We start from the raw sequence: 26,441 nt of genomic DNA, 5'->3' as shown, positions 1-26,441 counted from the left end.
CGTCGCGTGGTCGGGCATCCGCGGTCTCCTCTGCTTGCGGGGGTCAGCCTAGCCGGGGGCGGGGCCGGGGTCTCGAGGGGCGGGCTGCGCCCGCTGCTCGATCAGCAGGAGGGCGCCGCTCAGGCCTCGACCCAGGTCCAGGTGCCGGCCGGGCCGTCGACCGAGACCTCGCCGCCGGTGCGCGTCACGGTGAAGACCGTCTCGTCCCCCGTGTCGTGCGCGACGACCCGGACCGGCGTCGCCCCGTCCGGCCCCGGGAAAACCCTCAGCTCGAGCCCGTCGAGGTAGTCGTACTCGGCCGAGTCCTGGCGGGCCCCCACCGGGATCACCGCACCCTCGCGCACGTACAGCGGCAGCGAGTCGAAGCCGTGGACCTCACGACGCCACTCCCCCGTCGAGACGATCCGCTCGCCCGTCCACCAGCTCGTCCACGTCCCGCGCGGGAGGTAGAACTCGACCGTGCCGTCCTCGGTGAACACCGGAGCGACGAGCAGGTCGTGCCCGAGCAGGTACTGCGTGTCGAGGTGGGCGGCGCTGCGGTCGTCCTCGAACTCGAGCGCCATCGGGCGCAAGATCGGGACGCCGGTGCTCGCCGCCTCCGCCCCCGCCGCGAAGAGGTAGGGCAGCAGCGAGAGCTTCAGCCGGGTGAAGAGCCGGGTGACCTCCACGGCCTCCTCGTCGAACGCCCACGGCACGCGCACCGAGGAGGATCCGTGCAGCCTCGAGTGCGAGGAGAGCAGGCCGAACGCGAGCCAGCGCTTGAACACTCCGGGATCGGGCGTGCCCTCGAAGCCGCCGATGTCGTGCGCCCAGAAGCCGAACCCGCCCAGCGCGAGCGAGAGGCCTCCGCGCAGGGTCTCGGCCATCGACACGTAGGAGGAGGTGTTGTCCCCGCCCCAGTGCACCGGCAGCGCCTGCCCGCCGACCGTGGCGCTGCGGGCGAAGAGGACCGCGCGGCCCTCGCCGAGCTCCTGCTCGAGCACCTCGTGCACCGCGCGGTTGTAGAGCTGGGTGTACCAGTTGTGCATGGCCTCGGGGTCGGTCCCGTCGGCCCAGACGACGCCCTCCGACGGGATCCGCTCGCCGAAGTCGGTCTTGAAGGAGTCGACGCCCTGGCGCACGAGGACGCGGAGCTTCTCCTGGAACCAGGAGGTCGCCTCCGGATTCGTGAAGTCGATCAGCGCCATGCCGGCGACCCACATGTCCCACTGCCAGACGTCGCCGGAGGCCGTTCTGAGCAGGTAGCCCTTCTCGCGCCCCTCGGCGAACAGCGGCGACGCCTGCGCGATGTACGGATTGATCCAGACGCAGGTGTGCAGCCCGCGCTCGTGCAGGCGGGCGAGGATCCCCTCGGGGTCGGGGAAGGTGCGCGGGTCCCACTCGAGGTCGGTCCACTGGAACTCGCGCATCCAGAAGCAGTCGAAGTGGAACGCCGACAGCGGCAGCTCCCGCTCCGCGAAGCCGTCGATGAAGGAGTTCACCGTCTCCTCGTCGTAGCTCGTGGTGAAGCTGGTCGTCAGCCACAGTCCGTAGCTCCAGGCGGGGACGACGGAGGGGCGGCCCGCGAGGCCGGTGTAGCGCCGCAGCACGTCCTTCTTCGTCGGGCCCTGGATCACCAGGTACTCCAGCGCCTCGCCGCCGACCGAGAACTGCACGCGCTCGACCGCCTCGGAGCCGATCTCGAACGAGACGAGGCCGGGATCGTTCACGAGCACGCCGTAGCCGCGGCTGGAGAGGTAGAACGGGACGTTCTTGTAGGCCTGCTCCGAGGAGGTGCCGCCGTCGGCGTTCCACACATCCACGGTCTGGCCGTTCTTCACGAAGGGGCCGAAGCGCTCGCCGAGCCCGTAGACCAGCTCGCCGACGCCGAGGTCGAGCTGCTCGTGCAGGTAGGCGGCTCCGTCCGGTCCGGTCAGGTAGCCCTGCGCCTTGTGCCCGGAGCCGGTGAGGCGCGTGCCGGTCGAGGTGTCCCAGAACTCCAGCGACCACGGAGCGCCCTGCCTGATCCGGACCTCGAGGTCGCCGGTGCGCAGCACGCCGCCGGACTCCGTCACCTCCGCCGCTCCGACGTCGCCCTCGGCCAGCTCGAAGCCGGGGCGCACCGCCGTGCCGCGCCAGTGCTCGATCCGCACCCGCGCGACCCCCTCGGCCGGCGAGGACACCGTGACCGTGAGCGCCGGCCGGTTGAGGACGTCGCCGCGGCCCTGGATGACCTGGGTCGGGGCGATCACCTCGAGCGAGGTGCCGTCGGTGCGGATGTCGTACGCCTCCTGCGCGAACAGGGGCGTGAATCCGGCCCGCGTCTGCCAGAACCCGTCGGTGAACTTCATGGGGGTGCCTTTCGATGGCGCGCCGGCGGATCCCGTGAGGGAGGCGCCGACGGAGGGAGAGAGGGCTACTTGACCGCGCCGGCGGTGATGCCGCGGGTGAGGGTGCGCTGGAAGATCAGGAAGAAGATCAGCGTCGGGAGAAGGCCCAGGAGGGCGCTCGCGCTGGTCGTGGTGACGTCCATGATCTTGTCGCCCTGGAGGCTCGAGATCGCGATCGGGACGGTCTGCGTCGCGTCGCTCACCAGGAAGACCAGCGGGATGAGGAACTCGTTCCAGGTCCAGATGAAGAAGAAGATCATCAGCACCGAGAGGGTGGGCCGCGAGATCGGGACGATCACCCGGGTGAGGACCTGCCACTTCGAGGCGCCGTCGAGAGCCGCGGCCTCGAGGATCTCCTTCGGGAAGGTGCCGTAGACGTTCGAGAGCAGATAGGTGCCGAACGCCGACTGGATGACGGTGAAGATGACGATGACCGACAGCTGGGTGTCGTAGATCCCGACCGCTTTGAACATGTAGTACAGCGGGTAGAGCAGGGCCTCCTGCGGGAGCATGTTCGCCAGCAGGAACAGGACGATGATCCAGCTCCGGCCGCGGACCCGGCCGATGCCGATCGCGCAGGCGTTCAGCACCGAGAGGGCGACGGCGAGGATCGCGACCGACCCCGAGATGAGGATCGAGTTGCCGAGCTTCTCGGGGAAGTCGACGCGGCTCCAGAAGGTCGAGAGGCCGTCGAAGGAGAGGCCGGTCGGGAAGGCGAGCGGGCCGTTCGCCGAGTACTCCGCGGGGGTCTTGAAGGAGTTGAGCAGGATCAGCAGCACCGGGCTGATGATCACGAGCCCGATCACCACGGCGACGGCGAGGATCACCCAGTCGCCGAGGGTGCGCTTCGTCGTGCCCTTCGCGGGCTTGGCGGGACGGGAGGACGAGAGGTCCGCGTCCTCCGTGCCGGCCTGGGTGAGGGGCAGGGTCTCGATGGCCGACATCAGCGGGCTCCTTCGCTGCGCTCGACGCGCTCCTGGGCGCGGATGAACAGCACGGCGAGGATCACGATGACGATCGTGAGCGCGGTCGCGATGGTGGCGCCGTAGCCCACCTGCTGCTTCTGGAAGAACTCGGTGTACGAGTAGTAGGAGGGGACGATCGTGGAGTCGCCGGGGCCGCCGCGGGTCAGGGCGTAGATCGGGCCGAAGACCTTCAGCGCGGCGATGGTGCAGGTGAGGGTGACCACGAAGATCTCGGGCCGGATGATCGAGACCGTGATCCAGCGGAAGCGCTGGAACCAGTTCGCCCCGTCGAGCTCCGCCGCCTCGTAGAGCTCGGGGTCCACGCGCTGCAGCGCCGCCATGAAGATGACGACCGGGTAGCCCAGCTGCACCCAGATCATCACGACCATGATCGAGAGCATCGCGGTGTCCGGCTTGCCGAGCCAGTCGTGCGAGAGGGAGCCGAGCCCGACGGCCTCGAGGATCGAGTTCAGCGCGCCGTTGTCGGGGCGGAGGATCCAGCCGATGACGATCGCGGCGATGACGGTCGGCAGGATCTGCGGGAGGTAGTAGGTGGCGCGGAGGAAGCTCGCCAGGCGCCCGCCGAACTTCTTGCCGACGAGATCGAAGAGGATCGCCGCGAGCAGGAGCCCGAGGATCGTGGGGACGATCACCATCGCGATGATCATGTAGACCGAGTTGAGGAACGAGGTCCAGAACTGGTCGTCGCCCATCAGCTCGATCCAGTTGTCGAGGCCGATGAAGATCGGCGGCTTGATGCCGCGCCAGGACGTGAAGCTGATGTAGACGTTCCAGATCAGCGGGATCAGCACGATGAACGTGAAGAGCACGAACCCGGGGATCAGGTAGAGCCAGTAGCCGTCGGAGCGCTTCTCGCGGGGCGGCGTCGTGGGAGTCGGCGCGCTCTCCGCGCGACGAGGTGCTGTCGTCGTCATGGGTACTCCTAGGTCGGACGGGGTAGTTGGGTGCTGCCGCGGGATGCCGCTCCGGTACGGAGGCGACGGCGTGTCGCGAACCGGAGCGGCATACCGCGGTGGGGTGGAGGCTCGGCGGTGTTCGTGCGACCCCTTCGAGGGGTCGCCGTCACGTCCTCAGGTCTTCCGCTGCCGTTCCGCGCCTGCAGGCGCGGAGTCGGCCGCCTCGGCCGACATCACGTGACGCTTCCGCGTCACGTGATGTCGGCGACTCCGTCGTCGTACTTGGCCTGGAGGTCGGAGAGCATGGCGGACTCGTCGGAGGAGCCGTTGATGAGCTCCTGCGTGGCGGCGACCAGGTCGTCGTAGAAGGTCGCGGTGGGCCAGTCGGGGTAGAAGGAGAGCTGGTCGCCGTCGACGACCGTCTTCCACTGCGAGAGCAGCGCCTTGCTCTTCTCGTCGGTGATGGCGCTCTCGTCGACGACCAGCGGGATGCCTCCGTTGTTGCCGATGAGGTTCTGGATCTCGGGTCGCATCGTGATGTCGATCCACTTGTAGGCGAGGTCCTTGTTCTTCGCCGTCTCCGGGATCACCCAGTGGTTGCCGGCGGAGCCCATCGTGAACTCGGCGCCCGGGAAGAGGAACGTGTCCCACTCGAATCCGGTGATCTCGGTCTTGAAGCGGCCGAACCACCAGGAGCCCGAGAAGAAGATCGGGTACTCGCCCGAGATGAAGGCCGTGCCCGCGTCCTCCGCCTTCAGCCCGGAGGCGTCGGCCGAGAAGTAGCCCTTGTCGACGTAGGTCTTCAGCTGGTCGGCCGCGTAGCTCCAGGCCGCGTCCTCGAAGTCGACCTCGCCCGTGTAGGTCTGGTAGTCGGTGATCCAGGAGCGGTCGGCTTTCAGCAGCGCGAGCTGGTAGAAGAGCTGCTGCAGCGGGTACTCGGCGCCGGCCTCGGCCAGCGGGGTGATCCCCTTGGCCACGAAGGCGTCGAGGACGGCCGTGAACTCCTCGTAGGTGGTGGGGACCTCGAGGCCGTTCGCGGCGAAGGCGTCCTTGTTGTAGTAGACGAAGGTGAACTCGCCGTAGTTGGGGATGCCGTACCAGGAGCCGGAGCCCATGATCCCGTTCTCGTCGTACTTCGCGGTGGTCTGCAGCGCGCCGGGGATCAGCGAGTCCCAGCCGTAGAACGCGACCGCCTCGTCGAGGTTGGTGAGCAAGCCCTGGCTCGAGAGGAGCCCGCTGGTCGCGTTGCCCTTGTTGTACTCGACGACGTCGGGCGCCGAGTTGGAGTTGAAGATCTGGCTGGCGCCGGTGCGCAGCTGCTCGAAGGCCTTGAACTCGTACGCGATCTCGGCCCCCGTCTCCTGGGTGAAGATGTCGCGGGCGGCGAGCCACGCGATGCCGCGGTCGCTGTCGGGCGTCTCGAAGTCCCAGAGCGTGAGGGTGCGGCCGGCGCCGTCGACCGTGGTCGAGAGCGCGTCGGAGCCGGCGTCGGAGCCGCCACCGGAGCAGGCGGCCAGCGCGAACATCGCGCTGAGGCCGACTCCGCCGGCGAGGAGGTTGCGCCGGCTGAGACCGGCGGTCGGGCGGTGGAAGGCGGAGCGGGATCGGAGCGACATTGCGGTGGTTCTCCTTCGAACGGTGCGGTGGTGCTGCGGAGGTGGTGCAGGGAGCGCTCTCTCGCGGAGGCGCGGTGTCGAAGCGTTTCGACAGTGCGCAGAGCCGGAGCGGGCGGGAAGAGGGTGGAGGCTAGAGGGAGGCCGGCGCGGGAGTGCCGGACGGGACCGCCGGCACCGGAGCGCCGGTCGGAGCGGCCGCGAGGGATCCGCGGTCGACGTAGGAGGGCGGGAGCAGCTCGACGCCGACGGTGCGGCCGGAGTCGATCTGCTGGAGGGTCCGCGCGACGGCCGCTCGGCACATCGCGTCGAACGGGAGGGGAAGACTGCTGGTGGGGACCGGGAGGGCGCCGCCGTCATAGCTGGCGCAGGCCGCCAGGATCGACAGGTCGCCGGGGACGGAGAGGCCGCGCTCGAGGACGCGCTCGATCGCCGCCTCCGCCACGGGCTCGTTGCAGTGCAGCACGAGCGCGGTGGGCGGGACGGGTGCGGCGAGGATCGCGTCGATCGCGGCCGATGCGCTCGGGCGGCCGATGTGCGGGCGCTCGACCGCGATCTCGACTCCGAGCGCTGCGGCCTCGGCGCGGAACGCCTCGTCGAAGCGGCGGACGAAGCCTGCGTTGCGGTCGGTGTAGGACTGCGGGTGCTCGAGCAGGCCGAGCGAGCGGTGGCCCAGCTCGGCGAGCCGGCGGACGCTCTGGCGGGCGGCCTCGGCGAAGTCGAGGTCGACGCAGGCGAGATCGTGGGAGTCGGCGGGCACGCCGATGAAGGTGGCGGGGACCCCGGCCGCGCGGATCAGCTCGGCGCGGTCGTCGTCGTCGTCGACGCCCATCAGGACGATGCCGTCGACGAGCGAGGAGGAGGAGACGCGCCCGATGCCGCTGGAGGCCTCGTCGGTGACGAGCAGCAGGACGTCGTAGTCCGACTCCCGGGCGCGCTCGAGCACCTCGGTGACGAAGCGCATGTGGGTCGGCAGGTGCAGCTCGCCGCGCATCGGGGCGGAGAGGGCGAGGATGTGGGTCCGCGCCCCGGCGAGCATCCGGGCTCCCGCGTGGGGCCGGTAGCCGAGCTGGCGCACCGCGTCGTCGACGCGCTGCCGTGTGGAGGCGGCGATCGAGCGCTTGCCGGAGAGGGCGTAGGAGACGGTGCTGATCGAGACTCCGGCAGCGCGGGCCACGTCGTGGATGGTCGCCATGGCTCCTCCTGCCGGACGTCGTCGTCGGTCGCGGTCGAGCTTCGAAGCGCTTCGACCGGTCGTGCTGGAGCGACTGTACGCACAGTCGAAGCGCTTGCGCAAGCGATCCTCGCGACGTCCTCCCCGGGCACCGGCCCGCTCCGCGAGCGGTTCCGCGGCACGAGCGGGCGGCACCCGCGATGGGGCCGGAGGGCGACGCGCCGGGCCTTCCGCTCGTTGCGCCTCTCGATCCTCAGGAGATATGTTGGGCTCAACAACAATTCGGCGACGTCGCCGGAAAGGATTCGGATCCCATGTCCCTGACCCCCACCCGCGCCGACAAGTTCTCGTTCGGCCTCTGGACCATCGGCTACAACGGGACGGACCCGTTCGGCGGCCCGACCCGCGAGCCGCTCGACGTCGTCCACGCGGTCGAGAAGCTCGACGAGCTCGGCGCGTACGGCCTCACCTTCCACGACGACGACCTGTTCGCCTTCGGCTCCACCGACGCCGAGCGCCAGACCCAGATCGACCGCCTCAAGGGCGCGCTGGAGTCCACCGGCCTCATCGTGCCGATGGTCACCACGAACCTCTTCAGCGCCCCGGTCTTCAAGGACGGCGGCTTCACCTCGAACGACCGCGACGTCCGCCGCTTCGCGCTGCGCAAGGTCCTCCGCAACATCGACCTCGCCGCCGAGCTGGGCGCGAAGACGTTCGTCATGTGGGGCGGCCGCGAGGGCGCCGAGTACGACTCCGCCAAGGACATCCGCGCCGCGCTCGAGCGCTACCGCGAGGCCGTCAACCTGCTCGGCGACTACGTCACCGACAAGGGCTACGACATCCGCTTCGCCATCGAGCCCAAGCCGAACGAGCCCCGCGGCGACATCCTGCTTCCGACGCTCGGCCACGCGATCGCGTTCATCGACTCCCTCGAGCGCCCCGAGCTCGTCGGCGTGAACCCCGAGGTCGGCCACGAGCAGATGGCGGGCCTGAACTTCACCGCCGGCATCGCCCAGGCGCTGTACCACGGCAAGCTCTTCCACATCGACCTCAACGGCCAGCGCGGCATCAAGTACGACCAGGACCTGGTCTTCGGCCACGGCGACCTGCACAACGCGTTCTCGCTCGTCGACCTCCTCGAGAACGGCGGCCCCGGCGGCGTCCCGGCCTACGACGGCCCGCGCCACTTCGACTACAAGCCCTCGCGCACCGAGGACGAGACCGGAGTCTGGGACTCGGCCGCCGCGAACATGCGCACCTACCTGCTGCTCAAGGAGCGCGCCGCGGCCTTCCGCGCCGACCCCGAGGTGCAGGAGGCGCTGGCAGCCGCGAAGGTCGCCGAGCTCTCCACCCCGACGCTGAACGAGGGCGAGTCGTACGACGACCTGCTCGCGGACACCGCCTCGTACGAGTCGTTCGACGCCGACGCCTACCTCGGCGGCAAGGGCTTCGGCTTCGTGCGCCTGCAGCAGCTGGCCACCGAGCACCTGCTCGGCGCCCGCGGCTGACCCGCACCCTCTGAGCCCGCGGTCCGCCGCGGGACGACCTGAGACGGACGAGATCCCCTGCACCGGCACGGGGTCTCGTCCGTTCTCCTGCATCCGGCCCGGTTCCGCACCGGACGCCCGAACCCGCACCCCCCAACGAAAGAGGACAGCGATGACGCTCGTCGCAGGGATCGACTCGTCGACCCAGAGCTGCAAGGTGGTCGTCCGCGACCTCGACACCGGCGCCGTGGTGCGCACCGGCCGGGCGAGCCACCCGGACGGCACCGAGGTCGATCCGGCCGCGTGGTGGGAGGCGCTGCAGCTCGCCCTCGCCGACGCCGGCGGGCTCGACGACGTCGCCGCGATCTCGGTCGGCGGCCAGCAGCACGGCATGGTCGTCCTCGACGAGAGCGGCGCCGTCATCCGCCCCGCTCTGCTCTGGAACGACACCCGCAGCGCGCCCGCCGCCGCCGCGCTCGTCGAGGAGCTCGGAGCCGGGGCCTGGGCGGAGCGGACCGGATCGGTGCCGGTCGCCTCCTTCACCGCCACCAAGCTCCGCTGGCTGCGCGACGCCGAGCCCGAGAACGCCGCCCGTGTCGCCGCCGTCGCGCTCCCCCACGACTGGCTGACCTGGCGCCTGCTCGGCTACGGCCCCGACTCCGCCCGCGGTCCGCAGCTCGACGCCCTCACGACCGACCGGTCCGACGCGTCCGGCACCTCGTACTGGGGAGCGGACGGCTACGACCTCGACCTGCTCGAGCGCGCCCTCGGCCACCGCCCGCTGCTCCCCCGCGTGCTCGGCCCCTCGGAGGAGGCGGGCCGCACCGAGAGCGGACTCGTCGTCGGCCCCGGCGCGGGCGACAACGCGGGCGCCGCGCTCGGCCTCGGCGCCGGCCCCGGCGACGTGGTCGTCAGCATCGGCACGAGCGGCACCGTCTTCGCCGTCACGGACGACCCGGTGCGCGACGCCTCCGGGACCGTCGCCGGCTTCGCCGATGCGAGCGGGCGCTTCCTGCCGCTGGTCGCGACGCTCAACGCCGCGCGCGTGCTGGCCTCGACCGCGACCCTGCTCGGCAGCGACTTCGACGAGTTCGCCGCACTGGCGCTCGAGGCGGAGCCGGGTGCCGACGGCCTCGTGCTGGTCCCCTACTTCGAGGGCGAGCGCACGCCGAACCTGCCGGACGCGACCGCGAGCCTGCACGGGATGACCATCGCCTCGACCACGCGACCGAACCTCGCCCGCGCGGCGATCGAGGGCATGCTCTGCGGACTGGCCGACGGGCTCGACGCCGTTCGCGCGCAGGGAGTGGAGGCGCGGCGCATCCTCCTCATCGGCGGAGCCGCGCAGAACCGCGCCGTGCAGCTCGCTGCATCGCAGGTGTTCGACGTGCCCGTGCAGGTGCCGACGCCCGGCGAGTACGTGGCCGATGGTGCCGCCGTGCAGGCCGCCTGGGCGCTGACAGGATCGCGTCCGACGTGGACCGTCACCTCGGTGGCCGAGCCCGCGCCGGACCACCGCCCCGTGATCCGCGAGCAGTACGCGGCCGCCCGCGCCTGAGAATCCGGCCCCGGCCCTCTCCAGGGTCGGGGCCTCGCCGCAAGCCCCAGTGGACGGGGAGCGGAATCGCGCTACTCTCATTACTCAGCCAGCTGACTAATGGAGGAGCGACATGACCGCCACACGAACCCCCGACCGCGCCGACCGAATCCGCCAGGTCGTCGTCGCCGTGAGCGCGGTGCTCGCCCTCATCGGCTCCTTCATCGGCTCGGGCGCCGCGGGCGGCACGCAGATCCAGAACGCGGCCGGCGGCGCCCTGACCGCGTCCTCGACCCCCATCGCTCCCGACGGCCCCGCCTTCGCGATCTGGAGCGTCATCTACACCGGCCTCATCGCCTACGCGATCTGGCAGTTCCTGCCCTCGCAGACAGCCCGCACCCGCCACCGCCGGCTGGGCTACTGGGCCGCCGCGAGCCTCCTCCTGAACGCCGCGTGGATCCTGGTCGTCCAGGCCGGCATCCTGACGCTCAGCGTCGTCGTGATCGCCCTGCTGCTCGCCGTGCTCGCGCGCATCTTCGTGATCCTGCGGACCACCCGGTCGGCCGGAGTGGTCGACGCGATCGTGACGGACGGCACCTTCGGGCTCTACCTCGGCTGGGTGTGCGTGGCCACGGCCGCGAACGTCACCGCCGGGCTCGTCGGCGCGGGAGTCGGCAGCGCGGACGGTCCGGGCGCCGCGGTCTGGGCGGTCGTCGTCCTCGCCGTCGCCGCGCTCGTCGGACTCCTGATCGCCGTCACCGGCCGCGGCCGCATCGCCCCGATGCTCTCGCTCGTCTGGGGACTCTCCTGGGTCGCCGTCGGCCGCTTCGCCGGCGAGCTCGTCTCGGTCCCCGCCGGGATCGCCGCGCTGGTCGCCGCCGCCGTGGTGCTGGTGGTCACCCTCCTCGTCCGCGCCACCGCGGGACGCCGGGTCAGCGCCGCCTGATCCTTGCGCGACGAAGGCCGAGAGGCCGGGACAGCCCTGGTCCGGGGCCGCCCGGCCTCTCGGCCTCCGTCGTGGTGGCGGATCAGGTGATCAGCGTGTCGACGTACTCCCGGTTCTCGTCCATCCACGCGGCGAGGGCGGCGGAGCGGTCGTCGGCCCCGTCGTTGAACAGCGCGTTCTCGAGCGAGTAGAGCGTCTTCGAGTCCATCCGGAAGTCGCGGATCCAGCGGCTCATCGTCGGGTAGTCCGCGTCGAAGGCGGCCGAGCCGAAGGAGTGGATCCCCTCCGCCTGCCCGAGCAGGCCCTTCGGGTCCTCGAGGTCCTTGACCGGGAAGGCGTCGTAGGCCCAGTGCGGGCGCCAGAGCGTGACGGCGATGTTCTCGCCCGCGGCGGTCGCGCTCGAGAGCTCCTGGAGCATGGCCGGCGTCGACGAGGTGAGGTAGTCCATCCCCTCCAGGCCGTAGCCGGGGATGACGTCCTCGGTCGTCGTCTTGTTGAGACCGGAGCCGGGCTCGATGCCGATCAGGCGGTTCCCGACGACGCCCGGGTCGGCGGCGAGCTCCTCGAGGGAGTCGATCGGAGCGTCCTCGTTGACCGCGATGGTCAGCTTCGCCTCGTCGTTCCACGCGCCCAGGTCGACGATCGAGTCGCCGTACTGCTCGACGTACCGGGCGTGGGTGAGCGGCAGCCAGGTGTCGAGGGCGAGGTCGTAGTCGCCCGCCGAGAGGCCCTGGAAGCCGGGGGCGACGTCGGCGTTCTGCAGGGTCACGTCGTAGCCCTGCTCCTCGAGCACCGCCTCCCACAGAGCGGAGACGGCGATCCCCTCGTCCCAGCCCTGGAACACGGCGACGGTCACGTCGGTGCGGTCGCCGTTGTCGACGGAGGCGGCGGTGGCGGGAGCGGCGAGGGTCGCGGCCCCGAGGGACGCGACCAGGCCGATCGAGACGACGCCGACGGCCGAGCGGGTCGCCACGACGGCGCGGCGGTTCTTCGCCCGGGCGACCCTCGCCGGCGAGGGCGAGCCCAGCGCGCCGGTCATCCGGTCGAGGACGACCGCGAGGATCACGACGGAGATGCCCGCCTCGAAGCCGAGCGCGACATCGATCCGGTTGAGGCTCGCGACGACGTCGCCGCCCAGCCCTCCGGCGCCGACCATGCCCGCGATGACGACCATCGAGAGCGAGAGCATGATGACCTGGTTGAGGCCCGCCAGGATCGAGGGCAGCGCGAGCGGCAGCTGGATCTGGCGGAGGATCCGCCACTTCGAGGAGCCGAACGACTCCCCCGCCTCGACGAGCTCCGGGTCGACGCCGCGGATGCCCAGCTCGGTGAGCCGGACGCCCGGCGCCATGGCGAACACGATGGTCGCGACGATGCCCGGCACCACTCCGACCCGGAACAGGATCAGCGCGGGGATCAGGTAGACGAAGGCCGGCATCGTCTGCATCAGGTCGAGCACGGGCCGGATGACCGCGGAGGCCGTGCGGTTGCGCGCGGCGAGCACGCCCAGCGGCACGCTCAGCGCGATGGCGATCACGGAGGCGACGAGCACCAGCGCGAGGGAGTCCATCGCGTTCTCCCACTGGTCGACCCCCACGATCAGCAGGAGCCCCACGGCGGTGCCGGCCGCGAAGACCCAGCCGCGGACGGCGTAGGCCAGTACGGCGAGGAAGGCGACGATCACCCAGAAGGGCGGTGTCGCGAGGACGAGGTCGACGCCGGAGTAGAGGGCGCCGAAGACGGTGCGCAGCAGGTCGAAGACCGGCTGGAAGGTCTGCGTGAGGACATCGACGGCACCCTCGGCGAGGGCGCCGAGCGGGAGGCGGAATCCGAGATCGGTCATCGTGCACCTCCGTCCGCCGCGAGGACGGCGTCGTCGACGGGGCCTCCGGTCGCGTGCAGGGTCGCGGTGACGACCTCGGTCGAGACGGTGGCGGGCGGCTCAATCACCGGGTGCTCGCCGGTGCGGGCGGGCACGTTGCCGAGCGCCGCGAGCAGGGTCACCCGCGGGATCGCTCCGAGCAGACGCCCGTCGGCGTCGACCACGGCGACCGGCAGCGCCGACTCGACGGCGGGCTCGATGACCTCGCTGAGGGCGGTGTCCGGACCGACGGTGACGACGTCGGAGGTGAGGACCGCCGAGAGGTCGCCGGTGCTCCGGCGCACCTGCTCGATCACGTCGCGGTCGCGGACCGTGCCCAGCAGGCGTCGTCCGCCGCCGACCACGAACGCGGCCGAGGTCTGCAGGTCGCGCATGCTCCTCAGCGCGGCGCGGGGACCGGCCGCGAGGGTGACCACGGAGCGGGCGGGCTCCATCACGGCGGCGGCGGTGAGCACGCGGGCGCGGTCGACGTCCTGCACGAACTGGGCGACGTAGTCGTTCGCGGGATCGGTGAGGATCTCCTCCGGGGTGCCGATCTGGACGATGCGGCCGTCGCGCATCACCGCGATGCGGTCGCCGAGGAACATGGCCTCGTTGAGGTCGTGCGTGATGAAGACGATGGTCTTGCCGAGCTCGTGCTGCAGCTCGATCAGCTGCTCCTGCATCTCGCGGCGGATCAGCGGGTCGAGTGCCGAGAACGCCTCGTCCATCAGCACGATGTCGGTGTCGGCGGCGAGCGCCCGGGCGAGGCCGACGCGCTGGCGCATGCCGCCGGAGAGCTCGTCGGGCATCTTCTCGTGCCAGCCGGCGAGACCGGCGCGCTCGACCGCGAGCAGGGCCCGCTCGCGGCGCTCGGCCGCGGGGACGCCCTGGATCTCGAGCGGGTACGCGACGTTGTCGAGCACGGTGCGGTGCGGGAGGAGCGCGAAGTGCTGGAACACCATCGACACCGACGAGCGGCGCACGCGGCGCAGCTCCGCCTCGGAGACGCCGGTGATGGTGGAGCCCTCGATCAGGACCTCGCCCGCGGAGGGCTCCTGGAGCCCGTTCAGCATGCGGATCAGGGTGGACTTCCCGGAGCCGGAGAGGCCCATCACGACGAAGATCTCGCCGCGGCGCACGGTGAAGGACGCGTCAATCACCGCGGCCGTGCCGAGTCCGGCGAGCTCGCCGCGGTCGGCGCCCTCGCCCAGTCGGCGGACGACCTCGTCGGGCTTCCGGCCGAACACCTTGAAGAGGTGGCGGGCCTCGAGAGCGGGGGTCGCGGGATCGGCGCCCGCCTCGCTCCGGGGCTCGCTGATGATCTGCTGGTTCTGGTGCACGTACACTCCGTCGGCGCGCAGGGACGACGCCCTGCGCTCATCTCGTGGTGCCGGGTCGGGAGCGTGGGACAGCCGTGCGTCGAGCCTCCGCGTGCGTCCCGCCGCTCAGCGCGGCAGGGGGTGGAGGCGAGAGCGTCCGAGGCGGCCTCGGGGCCGCCTCCACTCCCGTTGACCGTACGATCGCGGCGCGTCCTGGGGGACGCCGTGCGAGCGCGGACCGGTTCATCGGGGCCCGTGAGGACCGCCGACCACGGTAGCCGCGGAGCCGCCGAGGGGCAAACGTCGGACAATTGCGGGGGCGGGTCCAGGGGTGGTGATGAGCCGATCGGCGCGAGCGAATGTACTGGTCGGAGCTGGTTTCCGGAGTGTTGCGCGATCGTTACCGTGATGGCGCGGCCGGCGGCGCTCGTTCCGGCCGGTCTCCATCCGCCGCTGCTCGACCGGCGAGGAGGCCCCGCAGCTCAGACGGTGGTCTCGCCCGCCGGGCCCGAGGGGGCCGCCGCGCCGACTCCACTGACGGGCTCGCCCTGCCAGGACACGAGCGTCCACGCGTCGCCCGAGCCCTCGAGGACGACGACGCCGGTGTTGTCGAGCAGGTGGTCGGCGATGAAGCGCGCATCGAGGTCGAGGGAGCGCAGACCCGCCCAGCAGCGGATGGCCGCGCCGTGGCTGACCAGCGCGACGACCTCGTGCCCAAGCGCCTCCGCCTCCGCCACCACCGCGTCGTAGCGCGCCGCGAACTCGTCGCCCGTCTCGCCGCCCGCCAGCCGGATCGACGTCTCGCCGCCGGCCCAGCGGAAGACCGTGCCCATGTACTCCTCGACCGCCGCGTCGTCGCCGCGCATCTCGAGCCCCGCGGCCGCGACCTCGCGGATGCCGTCGCGCTCGATCGGCTCGAGCCCGAGCGCCGCGGCGAGAGGGGCGGCCGTCTCGTGGGTGCGGACCATCGTCGAGACGAGCAGCGCGCCGATCCCCTCGCCGGCGAGCCGACCGGGCAGCGCCGCGGCCTGGGTGCGGCCGAGGTCGGTGAGCCCGGGTCCGGGGATGCGGGTGTCGAGGAGCCCGGCGACGTTGGAGGGGGTCTGGCCGTGGCGGATCAGGAGGAGGCGCATCCGCCCACGCTAACCGCGGAGGCTGGGCTTCCGGGGCGCGCGGTCGCGCTCGCTCCCGCCGTTGTGCGGCGAGTGCGGCGCTGTCACGATGTGCGGGGACGCTCCCGGACCGGGAGCCGCAGACGGACGGGACGGGCGGACATGGCCTCCGAAGACGGTTTCTCGAAGGACGAGCGCGCGGCGATGAAGCAGCGCGCGGCCGAGCTGCGGGCGGAGGCGAAGCGGCAGAAGAGCGCCGACAAGGCCGACGCCGACCGCAGGGACGCGGAGGCCGCGATCGCCGCGATGACCGACGAGGAGCGGCCGATCGCCCAGATGCTGCACGACGTCGTCGGCGAGACCGCTCCCGACCTCCTCCCGAAGACCTGGTACGGCTTCCCCGCCTACGCGCGCTCCGACGGCAAGGCGATCGTCTTCTTCCAGCCCGGCGCGAAGTTCGGCACGCGCTACTCGACCCTCGGCTTCCAGGACGGCGCGCAGCTCGACGACGGCACGATCTGGCCGACCGCCTACGCGCTCGTCTCCGCCGACGCCGAGACGCGCGCCGCCGTCACCGAGCTGGTCCGCCGCGCGGCCGGGGCCTGATCCCGTGGCGCACGTCTACGACGAGATCGACGAGAGCCTCTGCTCCTGGATCCACGAGCAGCCGATGTGGTTCGTCGCCACCGCGCCCCTCGCCGCGGACGGGCACGTCAACATGTCGCCGCGCGGCCACGACTCGTTCTCGATCCTCGGCCCGCGGCGGGTCGGCTGGGTCGACTACACGGGCAGCGGAGTCGAGACGATCGCGCACCTGCGCGAGAACGGGCGCGTGTGCTTGATGTTCGCGTCGTTCGGATCGCGTCCGCGCATCGTCCGCCTGCACGGCACCGGCTCCGTGCACCTGCCCGGTTCGGAGGCATTCACCGAGGTCGCGGAGCAGCACCCCGAGCACCCGAGCACCCGCGCGGTCGTCACCGTCGAGCTCACCCGCATCAGCGACGCGTGCGGCTGGGGCGTGCCCGTGATGGAGCCGGTCGGCGAGCGCGACCTGCTCCTCCTCCAGGCCGAGAAGAAGGGCCCCGACGGCATGGCCGAGTACCGAGCCACGCGGAACGCGGTCAGCATCGACGGGCTGCCGGGCTACCCGCTGGACTGAGCGGCGGGACGCGGCCGCAGCGCGGCGCGCACGAGCACGCCGACCAGCTCGAGCAGGGTCTCAGTGACGACGGCGAGCGGGTTCGACCCGGTGGGGCGGGAGTCGACGGAGATCCGAGTCCTCGTCATTCGTCAAGTCCTCGACCGCTGACCGCCGCTCAGCACGACCAGACGTGCATCACGGTCCGTCTCCCGTTCGGGAACCCCGGGTCGATCGACGTGTTCGTCGTCGGTGCGGGTCTGAAGCGGGCGCTCCTCGCGGGGTCGATGACCGGCGGCCTCGTCGACGGGTACACCGCCGCCGTCTCAGGGAGATCGCACAGCGCGACGGGACGGGTTCGCGGAAGCACCCACGAGGACGCTTCGCACACGTCCCCAGGGGATGTACTCCTGGGACCAGTAGTCGGCCCGGATCTTCAGGAGGGGCCCTTCGACGGTGGCAGTCACCGTGATGGCGCGAGGGTCCCGGAGGGTTCCCGCGATGCGTGTCTGCGGGGTCGTTCCGAGCTCGCTCGACAACTGCTCGGGAGTCATCGCCTCGGGCGGGACGACCGCGAGCAGCCGCCGGCATCCACAAGAGGCGCAATCGACGGTGTCGCTGACGAGCTCGCTCCCCTGTGGAAGGTCGATGGCCGAGGCCGCCGACCGCGCTGGTGAGGCTCATCCAGGGGTCGGGACGACAGCGAGCTCCGGGGAGCTCCGGCCGATCCCAGGAGGGGCGGACGTGGAGCGCGACCGAGGCCTGCTCGATCGACGGTCCGATCGGACGGCGTCCACACCATCGGCCCCGCAGAGATCCCCTGGCCGATCCGCCCGCCGCTAAGCCCGCCCGTCGACGGCCCGGATCGAGAACAGCTCCTGCGGGGTGCAGTCGAGCGCGTCGCAGATGAGCGTCAGCGTCGTGAAGCGGATCGCGCGGGCGCGGTTGTTCTTGAGGATGGAGAGGTTCGCCATCGTGATGCCGGTGCGGGCCGAGAGGGCGGTGAGGGTCACGCCGCGCTCGGCCAGCACTGCTCCGAGGTGGCAGTCGATCCGGTGCCTCTCGTCGTCGGCGGGCTCAGACAACGCCGTCGACGTCCCGTTCGAGCTTCGCGCCGGCGCGGAACGCCGCCGTCAGGGCGAGGGCCACCACTCCGGCGAGCAGGACGGGGACGGGCCACTGCGGCAGGTTCGTCCCGATGGCCTGGTAGTCGCCGCCGAGGAAGGCATCGCGCTGCTCGTCGGTCACCCGGCCGGCGGCGAACAGCAGGCCGATGCCGGAGCTGAGGTACAGGCCCGCCGCGGTGTCGGCGAGGCCCTGCGCCACTCCTCCGATCAGCAGGGCGAGGCTCAGACGGCGCCAGTTCGCGAGGACGAAGGGGTCGAACGGGCGTCCGGCCGCGATGCCGCGGAGGACCCGCAGGAGGAAGACCGTGGCGAGGACGATGGTGACCGCCTGGAGGAGGCTCGGCAGCGCACCGAGCAGGCGGAGGGAGAGAGCGGCGTCGGCGAGCGTGGGCGCGGTGCCCTCGCGCGGCTCGGCCTGCAGCAGCTGCGGGAGGCTCCGGAGCGGGAGGCGGCCGTCCGCTCCCCCGAAGACCAATAGGGTGCGCCCGGTGGTGACGGTCCAGGTCTGCAGGAGCGCGGTGAGCACGGAGAAGACCGCGACGATGAGCAGGACCGCCCTGGCCACCCGGAACACGCGCGGACGCTCCCGGACCGGTCCGCTGGGGATGACACTCGTCATGGCGTGCTCCTTATCGATCGTCGATGTTATCGAGTATCGATACTGCGCACGCCGGTCCGGCGATGTCGACCCGCGGCGCCCCGCCGACCACGGAGACGGCGGGAGGGGTGGTTGCCCGGGGCGAGGAGCCCGATCTAGCGTGGAGGGATGTCGGATGCGAGGGAGCGCGCCGCCCGGTACCGGGCCGGCGCCGCGGGCGAGGAGGAAGCGGAGCAGCCCGCCCTGCCGGAGGATCCGCTCGAGCGGGCCGCGTTCGTCGAGACGGCGATCCAGCTCGCGATCCGCCGCGGCGACTTCGACGACCTGCCGGGATCGGGGAAGCCGCTCCCGGACCTGGGTGCGGCCCACGACCCGGACTGGTGGATCCGCCGCAAGATCGAGCGCGAGAACCTCACCGGGATCGGCCCGGCCGCCTTCCTCCTCCGCGCCGAGGACCGCGCGCTCGACGAGCGCCTCGACCGCCTGCACCGCGAGGAGGAGGTGCGCGCCGAGCTCGCCGACTTCAACACGCGGGTGATCGAGGCGCGCCGCCAGCTGCTGGGCGGGCCGCCCGTCGTCACCCGGCTCCGGGACGTCGACGAGGAGGTCGCCGCCTGGTCGCAGCGGCGCGCCGATCGCGCCGCCGCGGCCGAGGCCCGGGCGGCCGCCGAGCCGGAGCGGTCCCGCCGCTGGTGGTCGCGGCGGCGCTGACGTCCCCGGAAACCGGACAGACCTGCCCCTCTCACTGGGGTCCCGCCCCGGGAAACCGGGCCGGAGCGCGCCTCCGAATCATGCGTGCACATCAAGTCGACCGGAGTCCGCATGCTCACCGCCACCACCCCCGCACGCCTCCCGAGGGCCCGCACCTCGACCCTCGCCGCGCCGCCGCTCGCACTGCTCGAGCCCGACTCGGACCGGATGCTCGTCATCCGCGCCGCGGAGGGCGACGACCGCGCGTTCGCCACCATCGTCCGCCGCTACACCGGGCTGCTCCGCGCGACGGCCGCCCGCACCCTCCGCAGCAGCGCCGACGTCGACGACGTGGTGCAGGAGACGTTCCTCGCGGCGTGGACCCACGTGGACAGCGTGATCGACGGCGAGACCATCGCCGGCTGGCTCGTCACGACCGCCCGCCGCCGCAGCGTCGACCGGCTCCGCTCCAGCGTCTCGCGGCTGCGAGCCGAGCTGGACGACGAGTTCCCCGCCTCCGCCGCCGACGACCCGGAGCACGCCGCGCACTGCGGGTCCCTCGCCGCCGACGCCAACCGGGTGCTCGCCGCGATGCCCCCGGCCCAGCGCCGCTGCTGGGAGCTGCGCCAGCTGGAGCAGTGCAGCTACGACGCGATCGCGCACGAGCTGGGCCTCTCGACCTCGACCGTCCGCGGGCTGCTCGCCCGCGCCCGCGCGACCCTCCGCACGGAGCTCGTCCACTGGCGCTGATCCGCGCTGCGGATCTCGGCGCAGGAGACCGGGCGGGGGCCTTCAGCGCAGGAGAATCGGCCCCGCGCCGATCCGCACCCGGAACAGCGAGTACGGGTACGTCCGCAGATCCGTGCCGCCCTGGTAATCGGCCTGGCGGTGCAGCTGGTTCGCGGTGACGTACAGGTGCTCGTCCGTCGCGATCGACATGGTGTCGGGCCAGAGCAGCCGCTCGTCGTGCACGATCGTCTCCATCGTGCCGTCGGTGCGACGGCGGACGATCGCGTTGTTCTCGTAGCTCGTGGCATAGAAGCGGCCCAGCGCATCCGTCTCGAGGCCGTCCGCTCCCCCGCCCTTGTCGCCCTCGTCGACGACTGTCGCCGCGACGTCCTCGTCCGGCACCGACCGGTCGACCAGGGCCGCCGTCGCCACGCTGAACCAGCGGCGGGAGGCGAGCGGGCAGTACCAGAGGCGCTCGCCGTCGGCCGAGATCGCGATGCCGTCGGCGCCCATCGTCACCGGCTGCGGGTCGCCGTCTGCCGGGCGCTTCATCAGCACGCGGCCCTCGGCCATCGGCACGAGCTCCGGAGGAGTGAGCGCCTTCGTGCTCGGGTGGTCGTGCAGGCGGCGCCAGGCGGTCCCCGCCTCGAGGTCGACGACGATGATCCCGTTCGGGCCGGAATCGGCCGAGTCGGTGATGTAGGCGATGCCGCGCCGCAGATCGAAGCGCACGTCGTTGAGGTAGGTGGTCGGCAGGGCGACGTCCGGCTCGAGGACGATCACCTGCTCGACGGTGTCGGTCGCCAGGTCGACGCGGACGAGCTTGGGGCCGCCCTTCTTCGTCGGCTCGAACATCGGGCTGCCGGTGTCGAGGATCCAGAGCCGGTCGGCCGGATCGACGACGATGCTCTGCACCGAGACGAGGGCGCCGGCGTCGTCGATTCCCGCCGGCGTGTTCCAGGCCTCGTCCGGGTAGGGCACCGCCGCTCCGTCGACCAGCTCCACGACCGTGGCCGGGACCTCGTCCCCCCACTTGGGGAAGTTCACGAAGATCCGCCCGGTGTGCGAGACGCTGACGCCGGTGGGCATCGGCCCGCTGGTGAAGGCGTGCACGAGCTCCAGCTCGCCGAGCGGCTCGTCGACCGGGCGCGTGCCGCGGGTCTCGTCGGTCGGTCCCCAGAATCCCATGGTGCTCTCGCTGTCCTCCCGCCGGCGCGGGCTCGTGGCGGTCTCGGTGCCGGTCGGGTGAGGAGTCGGTGCCCGCCGCGACCGGTGCTCCTCATCCTGCGCGCCGGCGCCGGTCGGCGGGGAGGAGGTGGCGGAGGAGGCGGCGAGCGCCTAGCATCCGGCCGCCGACGGCGACCCGAGAGCCGCGACCGAGGAGGCGGAGGAGGGCCGGCCCGCGTCCGACTTCGGCACGGCCTTCACGAAGGGGCTCAGCATCGGGACGCGGCAGTGCCCGGTGGAGCGGGTCGCCTCGGCGGTCGCTCCCGCCGCCCGCAGTGCACCGCCCCCCGCCGTCGCGCTCACCCGCTGGTCGGCGGGTCGACGGACCGCTGATCCGCCGGCCGTCCGCTTCCGGACATGACCGCTAGAGGGCGTTGCCACTGCGGCCGCTCACCTGCCACGGTCGCAGAGCGACCGACGACGGTCCACCGATCAGAAGGACCGAGGCCCGCTCATGGACGACTCCTCTTCGACCGAGACCAGCACGAGCGAGATGACGCCCGAGGTGCTGGCCGCGTTCAGCGACGCCTGGACCCGCCACGACCTCGAAGCGCTGATGAGTCACATGACCGACGACTGCGTGTACGGCGCGTCGGTCGGCCCCGAGCCCGGCCGCACCTGGACGGGCAAGGAGCAGGTCCGCGAGGGATTCGCGCTCATGCTCGCCTTCGACACCGGACAGGAGCGGCACGAGGAGGGGGCTCCCCTCATCGCCGGGACGCGCGGCGCGGCCACCTGGTCCTTCACCGGGACCGGCCCCGACGGCCGACCCCAGGTCACGCGGGGCTGCGACATCTACGAGTTCCGCGGCGGGAGGATCGCCCGCAAGGACGCGTTCCGGAAGGTCTACCGGGCGGACGAGGAGTAGTCCGCGCCGGCCTCCCTCGCGCAGCGGAGCCGGAGCGGCGTCCTCGTACCGGGTGGCCCCGCGCCTGCCCGCGGAGCTGATCGCAGAGCTGGCCACGTCGGCGGGCAGCTGGGTCGTCGGGCAGGTGCTCACGACCGACGGCGGGTTCAGCCTGTGACCGGAGCCGCGGCGCAGCGGCTCCGGACCTAGTCGGAGGCGACGGCCCGCACGATGGTGCGGGCGACCTCGAGCACCTCGCGCTCGTGGCTCAGGTGCACCTCGTGCACCGCTCCGGGCCAGGACAGCAGCGGCGCGTCCAGGGCGGCGGCGACGCGCCGATGCGCGCGATGCAGGGAGGACCCGGGCCTGCGGTCCGCGGTCACCACGGCCGCGGGGACCGCGGGCAGCTGAGACTCGTCGAAGCCCCGCGCCACCTGATCCAGACCGGCGGCGGCGGAGGCGAGCCCCGGCAGGTCGACGTCCGCCATCGCGAGAGCGGCCGCGCGCGCGGCCGGGCTCATCGCGTGGCGCCTCGCCGACCGGGCGGCGCTCGTGCGCAGCAGCGCGGACAGCGCTCGGCCGAGCCCCGGCAGTCTCGAGAGCGTCGCCGTCGCCCGGGCCGTCCGCTCCACCTGACGCGCCAGTGCCGTGTCGTTGACGGGCGTCGGGTCGAGGAGCACCAGTCCCGCGACGTCCTCGGGATGATCGCGAGCGAGCAGCATCGCGACGGCACCGCCGAGGCTCTGGCCGATCACGACGACGGGACCTGTCCCGAGGCCGGCCAGCACGGCGTGGACGGCGTCTGCGGCGTCGGTGAGTCCGCCGGCGACCTCCGACCCCGCTGTGCCCGGTCTGTCGTAGAGGACCACCCGGCAGCCCGGATCGACGATCAGGCCCTCGACCAGCCCGGGGAAGAACCCGTCGACGGCCTCGCCCCCGCCCGGCAGGAGGAGCACGGCCTGCCCGGACTCACCCCGCACCTGCAGCATCCGGCGAGCCTAGCCGGGGAGCCGTCCGCCGACGACGACCGGCGGGGCCGGGCCCGGGGATGATGGGCGCATGGGAACTCGTGGGGCCGGAGTGCTGTGGGTGGTGAGCGCGCTCGCCTACGTGGGAGCGGAGGCGGTCGCCGCGTCCGCGTTCCCGGGCTACAGCTACGCACGGAACTACATCAGCGATCTCGGCGTGCCCGAGGTGGGCGTGTTCCAGGGGCGCGCGATCGACTCGCCGCTGCACGCGGTGATGAACGCCGGATTCCTCCTGCAGGGGGCGCTCTACCTCGCCGCCGCCGTCACGACCGTGCGGGCGGCGCGGGGCGGATCGCGGGGGCTGTTCCTCCCCCTCGCCGTGGTCTACGCCGTGGGCATCGCCGTGGTGGGCCTCGTGCACGGGAGCAGCGCCAGTGCGCAGAACGGGATCGGCGGCCTGCACGTGGTCGGCGCCGCGATGGCGATCGTCGGCGGCAACGCGGCCTCGATCGTCGCCGGTGCCGCGGCCCGGCGCGGCCGCGCCCCGTGGGCGCTCGAGACGGTCGGGATCGTGCTCGGTGCGGCCGGCCTGCTCGCGCTGCTGATGCTGCAGGTCGACACCCGCGTGCCCGGCGTCGACCTGCTGCCCGACGGCGTCTGGGAGCGCGCCTCCGTCTACGCCGTCACGGCCTGGCAGCTCGCGACCGGCCTGGGGCTGCTCCGACGGCCGGAGGTGCCGCGGCAGCCGCGGCCTCCTCAGACCGCGGGCAGCGGCGCGCAGGTGCGCAGCGCCGTGCACCGGCTCTTCCAGCTCGGGATCCGGATCCCGGAGGCCCTCTCGGTCGTCGTGTTCGACGACAACCCGTGGAGCGAGCTGGTCACCCCGCCGCTCAGCGTCGTCCGCCAGCCGATCGACATGCTCGCCCGTCACAGCGTCGAGCTCGTCCTCGCCCGCATGCAGGGCCGCCTCCCCGAGGCCCCGCAGCACATCGAGGTGCAGGCCGACCTCGTCATAAGCTCCAGCTGCGCCGCACCCCCGCGGCGCTGATCCTCTCCCCCTCCGAAAGGCACGCCATGTCCGATCCCGTCGTCGTCACCGCGATCTTCACTCCCGCCGAGGGGCAGCGCGACGCGCTCGTCGCCGCCCTCTCCACCGCCATCGCGGAGGTGCACGAGGAGGAGGGCTGCGAGCTCTACGCGATCCACGACTCGCCCGACGGCACCATCGTCATGCTGGAGAAGTGGACGAGCGGCGACCTGCTCGACGCGCACGGCGCCGGCGAGCCGGTCGTCCGCCTCAACGCGGCGATCCGCGGACTCGTCGCCCATCCTCCCGTCGTGACGCGGCTCGTCCCGATCCCGGCCGGCACCTCGCAGCAGGGCGAGCTCTAGCACCCGGGGGCGGGGCCGCTCCGGATCCGGATCGCGCCTCCCGCCGGAAACGCGCGCGAAACAGCGGAGGCCTACGGTCGGGAGCGACCCCGCCGCCCCGGCCGTTCCCTGGAGGATCCGCATGCCCCGCCCCGCCTTCCCCGCCCCGCCCAGCGCCGAGCTGCACATCCACCTCGAGGGCACGATCGAGCCCGAGCACATCGTCGAGATGGCGCGCCGCAACGGGGTCGCCCTGCCAACCGAGGATCTCGACGCCCTCCGCGCGCGGTACTCCTTCACCGACCTCGCGTCGTTCCTGGAGCTGCACTACTCGAACCTCACCGTGCTGAAGACGGAGCGGGACTTCTTCGAGCTCGCGACCGGCTACCTCGACCGGGCGCAGAAGGCGAACGTCCGCCGCGCCGAGATCTTCTTCGACCCGCAGACGCACCTCGGCAACGGCGTCGCGCTCGACACCGTGATGAGCGGGATCACCCGTGCGCTCGGCCGGAGCGAGGAGACCCACGGGATCTCGACGGACCTGATCATGTGCTTCCTCCGCGACCTGGGCGCCGACGCGGCCGACGAGATGCTGACGGCGATCCTCCCCTGGCGCGAGCACATCATCGGCGTCGGGCTCGACTCGAACGAGGTGGGCTTCGGCCCGGAGCTGTTCGTCGACGTCTACGCGCGCGCCGCGGCGGAGGGACTGCGCCTGGTCGCGCACGCCGGCGAGGAGGGCGGGCCGGAGACGGTCGCGGCCACCGTCGAGCTGCTGAAGGTCGAGCGGATCGACCACGGGATCCGCGCGATGGAGGACCCGGAGGTGGTCGCGATGCTCCGCGAGCGCCGCATCCCGGTGACGGTGTGCCCGCTGTCGAACGTGGCCCTGCGCGCGGTGGACACGATGGCCGACCACCCGCTGCCCGCGATGCTCCGCGAGGGACTCGTCGTGACGGTCTCGAGCGACGATCCGCCCTACTTCGGCGGCTACGTGGATGAGAACTACCGCGCCCTGGTCGAGGAGCTGGGGATTGACGACGCGCAGCTCGAGCAGCTGGCGCTCAACTCCTTCGACGCGGCGTTCATCACGGAGGAGGACCGCGAGCGCTGGCAGGCGGAGGTGCGCGAGCACTTCGCGCGGTGAGCGCGCCACTGCCCGGAGAACGATCGTTCCCACCCCGTCTCCGGGCACTGCACTCTGGTTCTGCGGGCGCACGCCTCCGCGCCCGCCCTACGCTGGCCGGATGACCCGATCCGACGGCACGCGATGAGCTGGGTGCTCCTCGCCGGCGCGATCCTCACCGAGGTGACGGCGTCGCTCGCCCTCCAGGCCGCCATCGAGTCGCCGGGCTGGTACGCCCTCGTGGTGGCGGGCTACCTGGCGGCGTTCGTCCTCCTCAGCCGGGTGCTCAAGGCCGGCATGCCGATCGGAGTCGCGTACGGCGTATGGGGCGCGTGCGGCGTCGCGCTGACGGCGGTCCTCGCGGCCGTGCTCTTCGGGCAGCCGCTGACGGGCGTGATGACGATCGGGCTGGTGCTGATCATCGCGGGCGTGCTGATGGTCGAGATCGGGTCGCAGCGAGCGCAGGCCGCGCGCCGGTCGGTGCGCTGATGGCCTGGCTGCTGCTCTCGGGCGCGATCCTCACCGAGGTCGCCGCGACGATGAGCCTCAAGCCCGCGACGGACGGCCGGAAGCGCTGGTACGTCGTGGTCGGAGCCGGCTACGTCGTCGCGTTCACGCTGCTGGCCGGAGCGCTCGCGCAGGGCATGCCGATCGGGGTGGCCTACGGGATCTGGGCGGCGGTCGGAGTCGCGCTGACGGCAGTGCTCGGCCGTTGGCTGTTCCAGGACCCGCTGACCTGGACGATGCTCGGCGGGATCGGCCTGATCATCGCCGGCGTGCTGCTGGTGGAGCTCGGGCACTGACCGGCCGAGTGCCGTCGCGGCGGGAGTCCCTCCACTCAGCGGCCGTCGCGGCGGGAGCGCGCCTCCTCAGCCGTCGTCGCGGCGGAAGCGCTTCGGCGTCACCGGTTGTCGCGGCGGTACCGCGCCTCGCGGCCGGCGATGTGGAGGCCGAGCCCGGTGACCGCGACCGCGAAGGCGACCAGCACGCCGATGAACGCGATCTCGTCGCCTGCTCCGACCGCCACGGCCGCGACGGCGAGCCCGATCAGCGCGAGGGCGAGCACCACGGCGCCGACGGTCTCGAGAGGGCTCCAGGCGGTCATGGCTCCAGCGTGCGCTCGGAGCGGCGCGCGGGCAAGGGGCGGCAGGCGAACAGGACATGACGTCCCGCCGACCGCGGAGGTCCGCGCGGGTCCCAGCACACGACCCGTCCGCCCGGACGTCGGCCGACCGGGTGCTGCGGATCGCGGAGCTCGTCCGAGGCGGTCCGCGGTGCGAGCCCGCTCCGCCCGTCCCCGCCGGAACGCCCCCGCCC

28 protein-coding genes are annotated in these 26,441 nt (G+C 72.3%); 13 read left to right on the top strand and 15 right to left on the bottom strand.

Annotated elements, in window-relative coordinates:
- Positions 1–119: 119 nt before the first annotated feature.
- The 5 genes from yicI to C5C56_RS15380 all read right to left on the bottom strand — a co-directional run bounded on the left by yicI (position 120) and on the right by C5C56_RS15380 (position 7,059).
- Positions 120–2,330: an alpha-xylosidase gene (yicI, locus tag C5C56_RS15400; RefSeq protein ID WP_104319877.1), complete on the bottom strand. Its 2,211-nt coding sequence runs from the start codon at positions 2,328–2,330 to the stop codon at positions 120–122.
- A gap of 65 nt (positions 2,331–2,395) precedes the next feature.
- The gene (locus C5C56_RS15395; protein WP_104319876.1) at positions 2,396–3,313 is read right to left on the bottom strand and encodes a carbohydrate ABC transporter permease; all 918 of its coding nucleotides are present in this window, start codon (positions 3,311–3,313) and stop codon (positions 2,396–2,398) included.
- The gene (locus C5C56_RS15390; protein WP_104319875.1) at positions 3,313–4,269 is read right to left on the bottom strand and encodes a carbohydrate ABC transporter permease; all 957 of its coding nucleotides are present in this window, start codon (positions 4,267–4,269) and stop codon (positions 3,313–3,315) included. Before C5C56_RS15390 ends, C5C56_RS15395 begins: the two co-directional genes overlap by 1 nt.
- Before the next feature lie 233 nt (positions 4,270–4,502).
- Positions 4,503–5,867, bottom strand: a complete 1,365-nt coding sequence (locus C5C56_RS15385) for an ABC transporter substrate-binding protein (RefSeq protein WP_258060612.1) — start codon at positions 5,865–5,867, stop codon at positions 4,503–4,505.
- Positions 5,868–5,997: 130 nt separating this feature from the next.
- Positions 5,998–7,059, bottom strand: coding sequence for a LacI family DNA-binding transcriptional regulator (locus C5C56_RS15380; protein WP_104319874.1), 1,062 nt, complete (start codon positions 7,057–7,059; stop codon positions 5,998–6,000).
- A gap of 293 nt (positions 7,060–7,352) precedes the next feature.
- Between C5C56_RS15380 and xylA the strand changes: the two genes are divergently transcribed.
- The 3 genes from xylA to C5C56_RS15365 all read left to right on the top strand — a co-directional run bounded on the left by xylA (position 7,353) and on the right by C5C56_RS15365 (position 11,008).
- Positions 7,353–8,546 (top strand): xylose isomerase, encoded by a 1,194-nt coding sequence (gene xylA, locus C5C56_RS15375; RefSeq protein ID WP_104224876.1) that lies wholly within the window; start codon positions 7,353–7,355, stop codon positions 8,544–8,546.
- A 151-nt stretch (positions 8,547–8,697) separates the two neighbouring features.
- Complete coding sequence (gene xylB / locus C5C56_RS15370; protein WP_104269666.1) at positions 8,698–10,083, top strand: xylulokinase; 1,386 nt, start codon at positions 8,698–8,700, stop codon at positions 10,081–10,083.
- Positions 10,084–10,195: 112 nt separating this feature from the next.
- Positions 10,196–11,008 (top strand): tryptophan-rich sensory protein, encoded by an 813-nt coding sequence (locus C5C56_RS15365; RefSeq protein ID WP_104319873.1) that lies wholly within the window; start codon positions 10,196–10,198, stop codon positions 11,006–11,008.
- Positions 11,009–11,090: 82 nt separating this feature from the next.
- On the opposite strand, the gene C5C56_RS18455 is transcribed toward C5C56_RS15365, so the two are convergent.
- The 3 genes from C5C56_RS18455 to C5C56_RS15350 all read right to left on the bottom strand — a co-directional run bounded on the left by C5C56_RS18455 (position 11,091) and on the right by C5C56_RS15350 (position 15,324).
- Positions 11,091–12,851 carry an ABC transporter permease/substrate binding protein gene (locus C5C56_RS18455; protein ID WP_104319872.1) on the bottom strand — a complete coding sequence of 587 codons (1,761 nt, stop codon included), beginning with the start codon at positions 12,849–12,851 and terminating at the stop codon, positions 11,091–11,093.
- A complete protein-coding gene (locus tag C5C56_RS15355) occupies positions 12,848–14,191 on the bottom strand; it encodes a glycine betaine/L-proline ABC transporter ATP-binding protein (RefSeq protein WP_104319878.1) in 1,344 nt (447 codons plus the stop codon). The genes C5C56_RS18455 and C5C56_RS15355 overlap by 4 nt, the downstream gene beginning before the upstream one ends.
- A gap of 482 nt (positions 14,192–14,673) precedes the next feature.
- Positions 14,674–15,324 (bottom strand): histidine phosphatase family protein, encoded by a 651-nt coding sequence (locus C5C56_RS15350; RefSeq protein ID WP_104224880.1) that lies wholly within the window; start codon positions 15,322–15,324, stop codon positions 14,674–14,676.
- A gap of 141 nt (positions 15,325–15,465) precedes the next feature.
- Between C5C56_RS15350 and C5C56_RS15345 the strand changes: the two genes are divergently transcribed.
- Positions 15,466–15,909 (top strand): hypothetical protein, encoded by a 444-nt coding sequence (locus C5C56_RS15345; RefSeq protein ID WP_104227361.1) that lies wholly within the window; start codon positions 15,466–15,468, stop codon positions 15,907–15,909.
- A gap of 4 nt (positions 15,910–15,913) precedes the next feature.
- Positions 15,914–16,462, top strand: a complete 549-nt coding sequence (locus C5C56_RS15340) for a pyridoxamine 5'-phosphate oxidase family protein (protein ID WP_104251100.1) — start codon at positions 15,914–15,916, stop codon at positions 16,460–16,462.
- Here C5C56_RS15340 and C5C56_RS18010 read toward each other — a convergent pair.
- The 3 genes from C5C56_RS18010 to C5C56_RS15330 form a co-directional block, all read right to left on the bottom strand.
- The gene (locus C5C56_RS18010) at positions 16,447–16,590 is read right to left on the bottom strand and encodes a hypothetical protein (RefSeq protein ID WP_181131600.1); all 144 of its coding nucleotides are present in this window, start codon (positions 16,588–16,590) and stop codon (positions 16,447–16,449) included. The two genes, C5C56_RS15340 and C5C56_RS18010, sit on opposite strands and share 16 nt — an antisense overlap.
- Positions 16,591–17,280: 690 nt before the next feature.
- Positions 17,281–17,526 (bottom strand): helix-turn-helix transcriptional regulator, encoded by a 246-nt coding sequence (locus tag C5C56_RS15335; RefSeq protein WP_104248118.1) that lies wholly within the window; start codon positions 17,524–17,526, stop codon positions 17,281–17,283.
- Entirely contained in the window at positions 17,519–18,187 is a 669-nt protein-coding gene (locus C5C56_RS15330) for a hypothetical protein (protein ID WP_104227364.1), read from the bottom strand. Before C5C56_RS15330 ends, C5C56_RS15335 begins: the two co-directional genes overlap by 8 nt.
- A gap of 147 nt (positions 18,188–18,334) precedes the next feature.
- On the opposite strand from C5C56_RS15330, the gene C5C56_RS15325 reads away from it, so the two are divergent.
- Both C5C56_RS15325 and C5C56_RS15320 read left to right on the top strand, forming a co-directional pair.
- Positions 18,335–18,877: a DUF1992 domain-containing protein gene (locus C5C56_RS15325; protein WP_104319871.1), complete on the top strand. Its 543-nt coding sequence runs from the start codon at positions 18,335–18,337 to the stop codon at positions 18,875–18,877.
- An 84-nt stretch (positions 18,878–18,961) separates the two neighbouring features.
- Entirely contained in the window at positions 18,962–19,606 is a 645-nt protein-coding gene (locus C5C56_RS15320; RefSeq protein ID WP_104319870.1) for an RNA polymerase sigma factor, read from the top strand.
- Between the two features lie 42 nt (positions 19,607–19,648).
- Here the strand turns inward: C5C56_RS15320 and C5C56_RS15315 are convergent, their stop codons facing one another.
- Positions 19,649–20,773, bottom strand: a complete 1,125-nt coding sequence (locus C5C56_RS15315) for an L-dopachrome tautomerase-related protein (protein ID WP_104319869.1) — start codon at positions 20,771–20,773, stop codon at positions 19,649–19,651.
- A gap of 150 nt (positions 20,774–20,923) precedes the next feature.
- Positions 20,924–21,115 carry a hypothetical protein gene (locus C5C56_RS15310; protein WP_104319868.1) on the bottom strand — a complete coding sequence of 64 codons (192 nt, stop codon included), beginning with the start codon at positions 21,113–21,115 and terminating at the stop codon, positions 20,924–20,926.
- 151 nt (positions 21,116–21,266) lie between these two features.
- Between C5C56_RS15310 and C5C56_RS15305 the strand changes: the two genes are divergently transcribed.
- Complete coding sequence (locus C5C56_RS15305; RefSeq protein WP_208543359.1) at positions 21,267–21,680, top strand: nuclear transport factor 2 family protein; 414 nt, start codon at positions 21,267–21,269, stop codon at positions 21,678–21,680.
- 185 nt (positions 21,681–21,865) lie between these two features.
- Here the strand turns inward: C5C56_RS15305 and C5C56_RS15300 are convergent, their stop codons facing one another.
- Positions 21,866–22,648, bottom strand: coding sequence for an alpha/beta fold hydrolase (locus tag C5C56_RS15300; RefSeq protein ID WP_104319867.1), 783 nt, complete (start codon positions 22,646–22,648; stop codon positions 21,866–21,868).
- 70 nt (positions 22,649–22,718) lie between these two features.
- Between C5C56_RS15300 and C5C56_RS15295 the strand changes: the two genes are divergently transcribed.
- From C5C56_RS15295 to C5C56_RS15275, 5 genes are all read left to right on the top strand, one after another.
- A complete protein-coding gene (locus C5C56_RS15295) occupies positions 22,719–23,675 on the top strand; it encodes a DUF998 domain-containing protein (RefSeq protein ID WP_258065693.1) in 957 nt (318 codons plus the stop codon).
- 26 nt (positions 23,676–23,701) lie between these two features.
- Positions 23,702–24,019: a putative quinol monooxygenase gene (locus tag C5C56_RS15290; protein WP_104224889.1), complete on the top strand. Its 318-nt coding sequence runs from the start codon at positions 23,702–23,704 to the stop codon at positions 24,017–24,019.
- Between the two features lie 121 nt (positions 24,020–24,140).
- Positions 24,141–25,145, top strand: coding sequence for an adenosine deaminase (locus C5C56_RS15285; RefSeq protein ID WP_104261486.1), 1,005 nt, complete (start codon positions 24,141–24,143; stop codon positions 25,143–25,145).
- Between the two features lie 123 nt (positions 25,146–25,268).
- Positions 25,269–25,613 carry a multidrug efflux SMR transporter gene (locus C5C56_RS15280; RefSeq protein ID WP_104319866.1) on the top strand — a complete coding sequence of 115 codons (345 nt, stop codon included), beginning with the start codon at positions 25,269–25,271 and terminating at the stop codon, positions 25,611–25,613.
- Positions 25,613–25,927, top strand: coding sequence for a multidrug efflux SMR transporter (locus C5C56_RS15275; protein WP_104319865.1), 315 nt, complete (start codon positions 25,613–25,615; stop codon positions 25,925–25,927). Before C5C56_RS15280 ends, C5C56_RS15275 begins: the two co-directional genes overlap by 1 nt.
- Before the next feature lie 98 nt (positions 25,928–26,025).
- Here C5C56_RS15275 and C5C56_RS15270 read toward each other — a convergent pair whose 3' ends face one another.
- Positions 26,026–26,229 carry a hypothetical protein gene (locus tag C5C56_RS15270; protein ID WP_104227488.1) on the bottom strand — a complete coding sequence of 68 codons (204 nt, stop codon included), beginning with the start codon at positions 26,227–26,229 and terminating at the stop codon, positions 26,026–26,028.
- Positions 26,230–26,441: the final 212 nt, after the last annotated feature.

Source organism: Rathayibacter sp. AY1D1, from assembly GCF_002932635.1.
GTDB lineage: Bacteria > Actinomycetota > Actinomycetes > Actinomycetales > Microbacteriaceae > Rathayibacter.
This window is presented reverse-complemented; position numbering and strand designations above follow the sequence as displayed.